This window comes from Monashia sp. HAY1-2A (genome assembly GCF_056755315.1).
In genome coordinates this window covers 1-8,289 of the sequence record NZ_JBNDHY010000180.1, presented here as the reverse complement: position 1 = coordinate 8,289, position 8,289 = coordinate 1, and the positions used below count along the sequence as shown (strand labels likewise).

At 72.1% G+C, this 8,289-nt stretch carries 8 protein-coding genes; 3 read left to right on the top strand and 5 right to left on the bottom strand.

All coding sequences use genetic code 11. From position 1 onward, the window contains the following. Positions 1 to 799 precede the first annotated feature (799 nt). Positions 800 to 1,717, bottom strand: a complete 918-nt coding sequence (locus ACPYOM_RS19365; protein ID WP_481347205.1) for an SDR family oxidoreductase — start codon at positions 1,715 to 1,717, stop codon at positions 800 to 802. Positions 1,718 to 2,041: 324 nt separating this feature from the next. Between ACPYOM_RS19365 and ACPYOM_RS19360 the strand changes: the two genes are divergently transcribed. The 3 genes from ACPYOM_RS19360 to ACPYOM_RS19350 all read left to right on the top strand — a co-directional run bounded on the left by ACPYOM_RS19360 (position 2,042) and on the right by ACPYOM_RS19350 (position 5,192). Beyond that, positions 2,042 to 3,370 (top strand): ABC transporter substrate-binding protein, encoded by a 1,329-nt coding sequence (locus ACPYOM_RS19360; RefSeq protein WP_481347204.1) that lies wholly within the window; start codon positions 2,042 to 2,044, stop codon positions 3,368 to 3,370. Between the two features lie 95 nt (positions 3,371 to 3,465). Beyond that, a complete protein-coding gene (locus tag ACPYOM_RS19355; protein WP_481347203.1) occupies positions 3,466 to 4,341 on the top strand; it encodes a carbohydrate ABC transporter permease in 876 nt (291 codons plus the stop codon). After that, positions 4,341 to 5,192: a carbohydrate ABC transporter permease gene (locus tag ACPYOM_RS19350; protein ID WP_481347202.1), complete on the top strand. Its 852-nt coding sequence runs from the start codon at positions 4,341 to 4,343 to the stop codon at positions 5,190 to 5,192. Before ACPYOM_RS19355 ends, ACPYOM_RS19350 begins: the two co-directional genes overlap by 1 nt. 13 nt (positions 5,193 to 5,205) lie before the next feature. Here ACPYOM_RS19350 and ACPYOM_RS19345 read toward each other — a convergent pair whose 3' ends face one another. The 4 genes from ACPYOM_RS19345 to ACPYOM_RS19330 all read right to left on the bottom strand — a co-directional run. After that, positions 5,206 to 5,898, bottom strand: a complete 693-nt coding sequence (locus ACPYOM_RS19345) for a GTP cyclohydrolase II (RefSeq protein ID WP_481347201.1) — start codon at positions 5,896 to 5,898, stop codon at positions 5,206 to 5,208. Beyond that, positions 5,895 to 6,665, bottom strand: a complete 771-nt coding sequence (locus tag ACPYOM_RS19340) for a RibD family protein (RefSeq protein ID WP_481347200.1) — start codon at positions 6,663 to 6,665, stop codon at positions 5,895 to 5,897. The genes ACPYOM_RS19345 and ACPYOM_RS19340 overlap by 4 nt, the downstream gene beginning before the upstream one ends. Next, positions 6,658 to 7,629, bottom strand: a complete 972-nt coding sequence (locus tag ACPYOM_RS19335; protein WP_481347199.1) for a lysylphosphatidylglycerol synthase domain-containing protein — start codon at positions 7,627 to 7,629, stop codon at positions 6,658 to 6,660. Before ACPYOM_RS19335 ends, ACPYOM_RS19340 begins: the two co-directional genes overlap by 8 nt. Positions 7,630 to 7,732: 103 nt before the next feature. Continuing rightward, a partial coding sequence (locus tag ACPYOM_RS19330) for a glycosyltransferase (protein WP_481347198.1) occupies positions 7,733 to 8,289 on the bottom strand: 557 nt, incomplete at its 5' end.

The window sequence follows — 8,289 nt, the reverse complement described above, 5'->3', positions numbered from 1 at the left end:
CAGACCTCGGCTCGACGACTCCATCCACAGCCCGGGACTCCGGTGCTTCGTCCGCAACTAGGCAGTCAGTCCCACACTGCCGTGCGGTTTGCGTGCGTGCGAGCACTCATCACCACCGGCGGCGAGGTAGCCCAGCTCACCCGATTGGGAAGAGCTCAGGCGCTGGCTCAACGCTCGCTCGGCCGTCCCAAGCTGGCTGTTCCGATCGCCTAACAACCTGCTTGGCCCCTTGACCCCAACAGGCGTACCGCACAGAAGTACCGCAACTACTCCGCGGATGAGCACTACCAGCCGAACGTCACTGCCCCGACGAGCGTATCAATGGGCTCGCTCGCTCGAAGTGCCTGGAGTTCGACACAAAGGGGCCGCGGATCCTTGTTCCGCGGACTACTGAAAAGGCTACGGCGGCGTCCCGCAGCTACGCCATCTCAATTTGGGGGCTGGGGCGGCTCGCGCACTTTGTGAGCGAGGCCTCTCTAACGCGATGCAGTTGGTGCCGCCGGGACGCGGTGGTGCAGCGTTTACCCGCCGCTGTGGAACCGACCCACAAGTGCTTCGCAGGACAGCCTTGGGCAATTTCTCGGCGTTGTGGCTCCGGCCCACGGACGCCTCGGCGCCGGAGCCTTCTGGGCGGGGTGCCGCGCCCATAGTGGGCGGAATGGGTGTCCTTCGGAGGATGCGAGCTCGGGGCGTATGGGGGCGGCGGCGCGTCACCCCGTGGGCGACCCAGAAGCCGGCCGCGCGGTGGTCAGAGGGTGGGCACTTCTGTGGGTGCGGCAGCGATCACGGGTTTCGCACATCAGTCGGGCAGGCGGGTCCCGGTGAGGTTCTCCGCCACGGCCCAGAGTGACTCGGCGAGGGTTGGACGGCGGGCGGAGCGCGGGTGCGTGACGAGCGTGGCTGAACCAGCCAGCCCGAAGCGTCCGCTCGGCCCGTAGAACGCACCCTGGGTCGCGGTCGGGTCCGCGATTGCGTGTAGCAGTGGCTCGGTCCCCTGCTCGACCTCCTGCACCGGCAAGAAGCCCAGGCGCGTATAGAGCGGCGGCTTGCTGCCGTCACGGCCGATGCTCGCCCCGGCGATCTGGAGGTTCGTGCGCGTGTAGCCGGGGTGGGCCAGGGTGCTGAGCAGCGGCCAGCCGCGTTCGGTGGCGACCCGCGCGAGATGGATCCCGAGGAGGCTGTCGGCCAGCTTGGACTGGGCGTAGGCGCGCCACGGGCTCCACCGACGCGAGGTCCACTGGAGGTCCGCGAAGTCGATCCGGCCCATCGCCGCGGCACCGCTCGTCATCGTCGCGACCCGCGGCTGGTTGCCGGTCAGCAGGAGCGGCAGCAGGAGGTTGGTGAGGGCGAACGGGCCGAGGAAGTTCGTCCCGAGCTGCAGCTCGAACCCGTCGACCGTCTCGAACCGGCGGGGCGGGGCCATGACCCCGGCGTTGTTGACGAGGACGTCGATCGGGCGCGCTTGCGACACCATCAAGCTCGCGAAGTCACGCACCGAGGCGAGGTCTGCGAGGTCGAGACGTCGGACGGTCACCGAGGCCTCGGGCACGGCGTCGAGGATCTCGGCGCGGGCCGCGTCGCCCTTGTCCGTCGAGCGGACCGCCATGACGACGTCGGCTCCGGCCGCGGCGAGTCGCCGGGCGGCCTCCTTGCCGGTCCCGCTGTTGCTGCCGGTGACGACGACGTGCCGGCCGGTGAGGTCGGGGAGTTGGTCCATGGGTGGCCTCTCGGGGGTCGTGCGGCGGGGTCGTGCGGCGGGGTCGTGCGGCGGGGTCTTCCAAGGGGTCGTCCCGAGGGGTCGTCCGCCCGGGCTGCGTGCCGACCCTAGCGACAACGCACGAGCGGGCACGGTGATGCCCGACGCGCCCCTTCGCCGCCGGTCCCGCCCCGCCGCTCCACCGCCCAGCTTCGTGAGTCGCCCACTCTCACAGGGCCGACCGAAGGTGGGCGGCATACGATCGACAGCGGGCGGGTACCTGTCACGCCGGGGCCCGGCCACCGACGTCGGTGCCCGTGTGGCGGGCAGGAAGGACTCAGGGGAATGTCGGACCAGCACACCCAGCACAGCGAGCACAGCCAGCTCTCCGGTGCGTTCAGCCGCCGGACCCTCCTCGGCCTCGGCGGCGCGGCGGTCGTCACCGGCGCACTCGCCGCGTGCGGCAGCAACACCGGCCGCCAGCCGGCCGCGTCGGGTGGGGCGTCGGGCGGCGGTGGTGGCGGGACGACGATCCAGCAGTGGTACCACCAGTACGGCGAGGCGGGCACCCAGCAGGCCGTCGAGCGCTACGCCGCCGCGTACAAGGACGCCACGGTCAAGGTCAGCTGGAAACCCGGCGACTACGACCAGTCGACCGCCGCGTCGCTGCTGACGAACGCCGGCCCCGACGTCTTCGAGTACGGCAACGGCCCGACGATCGACATGATCAAGGGCAACCAGGTCGTCGAGCTCACGGACCTGCTCGGCGACGCCAGGAGCGACTTCAACCCCGGCATCCTCAAGCGGATGACCTACCAGGACAAGGTCTGGGCGATCCCCCAGGTCATCGACATGCAGCTGCTCGTCTACCGCAAGTCGATGCTCGACAAGGCCGGCGTCACGCCGCCGCAGACCATCGACGAGCTCGTCGCGGCCGCCAAGAAGCTGACCCAGGGCGACGTCAAGGGCCTCTTCCTCGGCAACGACGGCGGCGCCGGCCTCATGGGCGGCCCGATGCTGTGGTCCGCGGGTCTGGACTACCTCACCGAGGACAACAAGTTCGGCTTCGACGACCCCCGCGCCGCCACCGCGCTCGGCAAGCTGCGCGAGATGTGGGACGCCAAGGTGCTCCTCCTCGGCGCACCGAAGGACTGGTTCGACGCGTCGGCCCTCACCGCCGGCCTGACCGCGATGCAGTTCACCGGCCTGTGGACCTTCCCCGACATCAAGAAGGGCCTCGGCGACGACTTCGGCGTCATGGCCTGGCCTGCCCTCGACGGCAGCGGCAAGCCGTCGGTGCCCGTCGGCGCGTACGGCTCGTGCGTCAGCGCCAAGGCCAAGGATGTCGACGCGGCCAAGAAGTTCGTCAAGTGGCTGTGGGTCGACCAGACCCAGGACCAGCTCGACTTCGCCACCGCCTACGGCTTCCACATCCCGTCGCGCACCAGCCTCATCAGCCAGGCCTCGACGCTCAAGGAGGGCCAGGCCGCCGACGCCGCCAAGCTCGCCACCGACGTCGGTCACGCGCAGAGCCCGCTGCTGTGGACGCCGAAGTGCGCCACCGCCTTCGGCGACGCGATGAACCGCATCGTCAAGGAGGGGGCCGGCCCGGCCGGCGAGATCGCCAAGGTCAAGGCCGTCGCCGAGCCGGAGCTGAAGCGGGTGCTCGCCTGAGCGCGCCGGCCACGACGAGCCGGGCGGACGCGTCCGGCCCCCTGCCGACGCGTCCGCCCCTGGCCCAGCGGCTGCGCGGATACCAGAACCGCAACGTGTGGTTCTGGCTCTTCGTCGGCCCCTTCGTCCTCGGGCTCGTCGTCTTCGTGTACGTGCCGATCGCCTGGTCGATCTACCTGTCGTTCTTCGACGCGTACAACACGGTGACCCCGACGACGTTCGTCGGCGCCGCGAACTACCTCGACATGCTGCGCGACCCGGCCTTCCGCAGCAGCCTGCTCACCTTCGTCGCGTTCGCCGTCTTCATCGTGCCGACGACGTTCGTCCTCTCGCTCGGGGCGGGCCTGCTCGTGGCCCGGACGCGGGTCATGCAGGCGTTCTTCCGCTCGGTGTTCTTCCTCCCGACGGCCTGCTCGTACGTCGTCGCGGCCCTCGTGTGGAAGATGTCGATCTTCAGCGGCATCCGCTCCGGCCTGGCCAACGCGGTCCTCGGCTGGTTCGGCGTCGACGCGATCCCGTGGCTCAGCCTCGCCGACCCGCCCTGGTACTGGCTCGTCATCGTCACGGCCCGGCTCTGGCTGCAGGTCGGCTTCTACATGATCCTGTTCCTCGCCGGCATCCAGCGGATCAGCCCGACGCTCTACGAGGCGGCGGCCATCGACGGCGCCGAGGGCTGGAAGGTCTTCCGCCACATCACCCTGCCGCAGCTGCGGGCGACGTCGACGGCGGTGCTGCTGCTCCTGCTCGTCAACGCGTTCCAGGCCTTCGACGAGTTCTACAACATCCTCTCGACGTTCGGCACCTACCCGCCGTACGCCAGGCCGCCGCTCGTCTACCTCTACTACACGGCGCTCGGCTCGGGCCAGGACTTCGGCCACGGGTCGGCCGGCGCCGTCATCCTCACGCTCATCATCGCGGTCGTCGCCGTCGTGCAGGGCCGGCTGCTGCGCATCGGGGACCGGGAGGCCTGATGGCCGTCGTCCGCAGCCGGGGCCGGTCCCGCGCCACCGGGTGGGCCCGCTACAGCGCGCTCGTCATCGCGGCACTGCTGTTCCTCGTGCCGTTCTACCTCGTCGTCCGCAGCGCCTTCATGCGCGAGCAGGACCTGTCCTCGCCGGACTTCCACTGGCTGCCGCCGCACTGGAACACCGCCAACCTCACCGACCTGTTCGCTAACCCCGCCATCCCGATGGCCCGCTCGCTGCTCAACTCCGGCCTCATCGCCGTGACCCAGACCATCGGGGTCCTCGTCGTATCGGGTCTGGCCGGCTACGGCCTCGCCCGCATCCCGTACCGCTGGTCCAACGCCGTCTTCTACTCGATCACCGCGACGCTGCTCATCCCCGCGGCCGTGACCTTCGTGCCGAGCTTCGTTCTCGTCTCGACGCTCGGCTGGATCTCCACGCTGCGCGGCCTCATCATCCCCGGGCTGTTCCAGGCGCTCGCGACGTTCCTGTTCCGGCAGTTCTTCCTGAACTTCCCCCGGGAGATCGAGGAGGCCGCCTTCATCGACGGCCTGTCCTACTGGGGGACGTTCTGGCGCATCGTCGTGCCGAACTCGATGGGGTTCGTCGCCGCCATTGGCACCATCACCTTCATCGGCTCGTGGAACGCCTTCCTCTGGCCGCTCGTCATCGGCCGCGACCAGGAGTCGTGGACCGTGCAGATCGCCCTGTCGACGTTCCTCACCGCGCAGTCGGTGCAGGTGAGCCAGCTGTTCATGGCCGCGCTCGTCGCCATCCTGCCGCTGCTGCTCATGTTCCTGTTCCTGCAGCGCTGGATCGTCGAGGGTGTCGAGCGCACCGGCATCGCCGGCGACTGACGCGTCCGGCGAGCTACGGCATCCGGTCCGGGAGGTCGAGCGTGTGCGCGCCCCGGCTGGCCTTGGTCGCCAGGTAGTGCACGTTGGCCGGCGAGAGGTGGACGCCGGTCGGTACGAGCCCGGTCACCTCGATGCCGAGACGCTCGAGCTGGGCCGGCTTGTCGGGGTTGTTCGTCAGCACCCGGACGCGCGGCACGTCGAGGGCGAGCAGCATCTGGGCGGCGACGGTGTAGTCGCGCTCGTCGGCGCCGAAGCCGAGGGCGAGGTTGGCCTGGTAGGTGTCGAGGCCGCGGTCCTGCAGCACGTAGGCGTCGAGCTTCGGGTAGAGCCCGATGCCCCGCCCCTCCTGGCGCAGGTAGAGCAGGTAACCGCCGCTCGATGCGAGGCGGCGGACGGCCTCGTGCAGCTGCGGCCCGCAGTCGCAGCGCTGGCTGCCGAAGACGTCACCCGTCAGGCACTCGCTGTGCAGCCGGACGAGCGGAGCCGAGTGCGGGCGGTGAGGTCCAGCGGAGGCGGCCGGGTCGGCGAGGTCGCCGAGGGCGAGGGCGACGTGCTCGAGACCGTCCACCAGGCCGGTGAAGGTGTGCGCGAGCGCCGTGGTCGTGAACCCGTCGGCGAGCGCGAGCGGCACCACGACCGCCGTGCGGACGGTCGCGGGTGGTGGCGTGGGACCCAGGAGGGGGTCGCTGCCCATGGCCTCGCTCACGGATCCTCCGTCCGGGCGGGGTCGGGACGTGACGACAGCCCGTAGCGCAGCAGCACGACGTCGCCGATCTGGCGCACCTCGGCCAGCTCGGCCCGCCGCTGCGGGTTGAACGGGAAGGCGGCGTCGCCGACGAACCGGGTGGCGCGCGAGCTGCCGACGAAGAACGGCGCGACGACCAGCTGCAGCTCGTCGGCGAGGTCGGCGGCCAGCACCTGGGTGTGCACCGTGCCGCCGCCTTCGACCATGAGCCGCCGGACGCCACGCGCCGCAAGGTCTGCCCAGACACCGTGGAGGTCGCACGAGTTCCCCGCGTCGACGACGGTCGCGCGGTGGCCGATCCGCGAACGCGCCCCCTCGACCACGGGTGACGTGCAGTACACGAGCTTCTCGGCGCCGTCGTCGGCGAAGAAGCGAGCCCCCGGGTCGAGGTCGGCACAGCGGGTCAGCGTCACCTTCGTCGGTGACGCGGGCAGCCCGTGGGCGACGCGCTCGGCGCGGCGGGACGCCGAGCGGACGAGCAGGCGAGGGTCGTCGTGTCGGATCGTGCCGGCCCCGACGAGGATCGCGTCGGACGCGGCGCGCTCGGCGTCGACCCGGTCGAAGTCGGCGTCGTTGGACAGGAGCAGACGCTGCGGGGACGGGGCGTCGAGGTAGCCGTCGATCGACATGCCGCAGCTGAGCACGACGTACGGACGCGCCGGCTCCTGCGCCCCCGCAGGCGTCGGCCCACGACTGGTCTCGGCGGCGGGGGTGAGGGCCTCAGGCATGCGCGCCTCCCGCGACGGCGTCGACGCGACGCGTCCGGTGGGCACGTCCTCGGAGCAGCAGGACCGCTGCGCCCGGCAGGCTGGCCACGAGCACCAGTCCACCGTAGACGACGGCGACCACGACGCCCTGTCCTGCGCCGAGCCCGACCGCGCCGAAGGCCCACGCGGCGGCACCCTCGCGCGGTCCCCAGCCGGCGACGTTGAGGGGCACCGCGGCCGCGAGCAGCACGACGAGCGCCACGGGCACGAGCCGCACCGGCGGCACGGCCACCCCTGCAGCGCGCGCGGCGAGGACGAACGTGCCGACGTGGCCCGCGACGGCGAGGGCCGATGCAGCCACCACGCCCGGCCACACCCGTCGGGCGAGGAGCCCACGGCGGAGGTCGGAGCGCGCGGCCCGGACGATCCGTGCCGCACGGGTGGCACTGCCGCGCAGCCGAACCCGAAGGACGAGCAGGACGGCCGCCGCGGCCACACCACCGGCGAGCGCGAGGAGCACCATGTGCTCCTCGACCCACGCCCGCAGCGGTGACGGCACGGCGACGAGGGCGGTGACGGCCAGCCCCGCCTGCACCACCTGCCCGGCGGCCCGCTCCCACACCACGGCGCGGACGCCGCGGCCGAGGTCCCCGGACGACCGGCCGTGCGACACCGCACGGTGCACGTCGCCGGCGACGCCGGCCGGCAGCGTCACGTTGAGGAACTGCGCCCGGTAGGACGCCGCGACGGCGTGCGGGAGCGACAGGTGCAGCCCGAGGCCCCGCGCCACGAGGACCCACCGCCACGCCGCGCACACCGTCGTCACGACCGTGACGGCGACCGCCGCGAGGACGGCGGGGACCAGGGCGGCGGCGTCGACGTGACGGACGGCGTCGGCGACCGGTCCCGGACCGACGCGCCACGCGAGCACCGCCACGAGCACGGCCACACCGAGCGGCCGCACCCACCGCCGCGCTCGCACCATCTGCGTCTCCTCCGCACACCGGGGCCGTCGACGCCGTGGCGGCGCCACCCCCGAGGACGCCGCCCGGGCCCACCGGGTTCAGCGCCGACGCGTCCCGCGACGGTCAGGGCGTCAGCGTCGCGAGGGCGTCGGCGACCGTCAGCGCGGTGTCCGACCACGGCCTCAGGGCGGTGCGGCGGTCCACCGCCGCCCGCCTGAGCCGGTCGCGCGTGGCGGCATCGGTCAGCCAGGTCCGCAGCGCGCGGGCGAGGGCCGACGCGTCGCCGACGGGCACGAGCAGCCCGGGCAGGTCCCGGGCCCGCTCTCGGGCTCGGTCCGTGCCCGCCAGCGTCCGGGGCAGGCCGCCCGCGTCGGTGGCCACGACGGGCAGGCCACGGGCGAGGGCCTCGGTGACGGCCATGCCGTACGTCTCGAGCCGCGACGGCTGCACGAGCAGGTCGGCCGCGGCGTACGTCCGCTCGAGCTCGTCGCTTCCCAGCGGGCCGGCGAACGTGACTCGGTCCGCGATGCCGAGATCGCGCGCCCGCCGGCGGAGGTCCGCGGCGAACGATCCGTCGACCTCGAGGGAACCCGCCACGACGCAGTCCCACGACAGGCTGCCGAGCGACCCGAGCGCCTCGACGAGCACGTCGTGGCCCTTGAGCGCGGTCACCGCACCGA

Coding starts and splice junctions, on each gene's coding strand:
- ACPYOM_RS19365 (WP_481347205.1), bottom strand. CDS start 1,717: ATGGACCAACTCCCCGACCTCACCGGCCGGCACGTCGTCGTCACCGGC.
- ACPYOM_RS19360 (WP_481347204.1), top strand. CDS start 2,042: ATGTCGGACCAGCACACCCAGCACAGCGAGCACAGCCAGCTCTCCGGT.
- ACPYOM_RS19350 (WP_481347202.1), top strand. CDS start 4,341: ATGGCCGTCGTCCGCAGCCGGGGCCGGTCCCGCGCCACCGGGTGGGCC.
- ACPYOM_RS19340 (WP_481347200.1), bottom strand. CDS start 6,665: ATGCCTGAGGCCCTCACCCCCGCCGCCGAGACCAGTCGTGGGCCGACG.
- ACPYOM_RS19335 (WP_481347199.1), bottom strand. CDS start 7,629: ATGGTGCGAGCGCGGCGGTGGGTGCGGCCGCTCGGTGTGGCCGTGCTC.